Here is a 1,328-nt window from a genome sequence, read left to right as displayed (position 1 = left end):
TTGAATACAAAAATATTTATGCACCAGAACATACCAATACAAAACTTTTAGACCGTCAAACACTTTGGAATACAGTAGAAAAAAAAGAATTCAATGCCAATGGCTCAATGAAAGCCAATGCACGACTCGCCAAAGAATATATCTGTGCTTTACCACATGAATTAACAGATGCAGAACGCATAAAAATCGTTGATGACTTTTGCCGAGACTTTGTGAACAAGCACAATGTTATTGTCGATGCCTGCATCCATGCACCACATGAACATAACGATGAAACCAATAATAAAAACTATCACGTACACATGATGTTCACGACCAGACTCATCAATGAAAAAGGCGAATTAGGAAAGAAACAAAGAATCTTCAACGACCATGGTCCCGAGATCCTGAAGGACAGCCGAGCAACTTTTGCCAATGTTGTAAACACAGTATTGGAAAATGCCGGACTAGACGAACGCATCGACCACCGGAGTTACAAGGATCAGGGCTTAGACTTTCTTGAACCCACTCATCATGAAGGGCATGAAGCTACAGCACTTCGCAGACAATATGACGAGGAACAAAAAAGACCGCTTGAAGAACGTAACACTGAAATTGTGCTACCAAGAATTGCACTTGAAAATGATGCAATCAAAGCCAAAAATTTAGATGCTGCACGAGAATACCAACAGATCATCAAGGGCCTTGATCAAGAAATTATTGTTCCAAGTCGATTAGAAGATCAGATTACCCAGCTGGAAAACGAACTTCAGTTAACCGAAGCAGAAGAAAAAGAGCTTTTAGCAGAATTAGTAAATCTCAACCTAGAAGAAGAACGCCTGCAAGAACAACAGGTTCAACAGATCGACAACGCATATGATGACTTCATTCGGTGCCAGGATATTTATGCAGAATTTGCCAATCAGTTTTACACCATTCAAAGCAATGCTGCTGATAATCAAAAGCAGATTGAATCAAATCTCACCAAGACAAAACGATGGTTAGCAGAAAACAAAAGCGATTTTTACCTACATAACAATAATTTGTTTTATGACTCTTATCATCATACTTACAGAGATATAAAAAAACCTGATTTTTATGCGACTGAAAAATCAGTAGAACAGGCAAAAAATGAGAACTGGAGAGAATACGCAACCGAGGTCGAACAACTTGCTAAAGAATACGATATTGAGAATGTCGTCCAACGCTTAGGCCAATGCTCAGAGATACTGGAAAATAATGGGATTGAACGACCAACGATAAAACCCACTTTCTGGCAAAAGCTAAAACGAGAGTACGTTCACTCTTTCGATACCCTGCATGATTTTAATGATGATATGAAACCTATC

1 protein-coding gene is annotated in these 1,328 nt (G+C 38.7%); it reads left to right on the top strand.

Annotated elements, in window-relative coordinates; all coding sequences use genetic code 11:
- The coding region (locus FTV32_RS17105) for a MobA/MobL family protein (RefSeq protein ID WP_257227659.1) at window positions 1-1,328 on the top strand (1,328 nt) is incomplete at both ends.

Origin of the sequence: Acinetobacter sp. YH16032, assembly GCF_013417345.1 — a bacterium.
GTDB lineage: Bacteria > Pseudomonadota > Gammaproteobacteria > Pseudomonadales > Moraxellaceae > Acinetobacter.
Note: the sequence above shows the minus strand (reverse complement) of the source record. Positions and strands in the feature narration are given on the sequence as shown.